The sequence below is a fragment of the Phytobacter sp. RSE-02 genome (assembly GCF_040578655.1).
GTDB classification, from domain to species: Bacteria; Pseudomonadota; Gammaproteobacteria; order Enterobacterales; family Enterobacteriaceae; genus Phytobacter; species Phytobacter diazotrophicus.
The window spans coordinates 1-878 of record NZ_JBEULY010000041.1; the positions used below are offsets into that span (position 1 = coordinate 1).

General features: G+C 49.4%; 2 tRNA genes and 2 rRNA genes. All 4 read right to left on the reverse strand.

From position 1 onward, the window contains the following. Positions 1-265 (reverse strand): 23S ribosomal RNA (locus ABU190_RS27230); the annotation flags it as partial. 204 nt (positions 266-469) lie between these two features. Next, a tRNA-Ala gene (locus tag ABU190_RS27235) sits at positions 470-545 on the reverse strand. Between the two features lie 107 nt (positions 546-652). Next, positions 653-729, reverse strand: a tRNA-Ile gene (locus ABU190_RS27240). A gap of 70 nt (positions 730-799) precedes the next feature. Further along, positions 800-878, reverse strand: a 16S ribosomal RNA gene (locus ABU190_RS27245); the annotation flags it as partial.

An 878-nucleotide genomic window follows, 5' to 3' on the forward strand; every position in this document is an offset into this window, starting at 1 on the left:
CTGCTCCCCGTTCGCTCGCCGCTACTGGGGGAATCTCGGTTGATTTCTTTTCCTCGGGGTACTTAGATGTTTCAGTTCCCCCGGTTCGCCTCATTAACCTATGGATTCAGTTAATGATAGTGTGACGGATCACACTGGGTTTCCCCATTCGGACATCGCCGGGTCAAAGGTTCATATCACCTCGCCGGCGCTTTTCGCAGATTAGCACGTCCTTCATCGCCTCTGACTGCCAGGGCATCCACCGTGTACGCTTAGTCGCTTAACCTCACAACCCGAAGATGTTTCGTAAAACATCATCGTGTCGCGAAAATTTGAGAGACTCGAACACACCGTCACCTGTTCTTATTACGGAGAACAGACACTGTGTGTCGTTTCAATTTTCAGCTTGATCCAGATTTTTAAAGAGCAAAACTTCGCAGTGCACCTTTTCAGGTTCACTCTGAAGTTTTCTTGTGTTCGCAGTAAAAGATGGTGGAGCTATGCGGGATCGAACCGCAGACCTCCTGCGTGCAAAGCAGGCGCTCTCCCAGCTGAGCTATAGCCCCATCGTAGTTAAATCTCACCAACCTTAATTACTGTTGAGGCAAGGCGTGGTGACACGAACATACTTAAAGTATGTGAGTGTCGCCGCAACGCAGCATCAGCAGGAATTTGGTAGGCCTGAGTGGACTTGAACCACCGACCTCACCCTTATCAGGGGTGCGCTCTAACCACCTGAGCTACAAGCCTGCAGAGATTTTTTACTGCTCTATTTCATCAGACAATCTGTGTGAGCACTACAAAGGCAGGTTCTTTAAGGTAAGGAGGTGATCCAACCGCAGGTTCCCCTACGGTTACCTTGTTACGACTTCACCCCAGTCATGAATCACAAAGTGGTA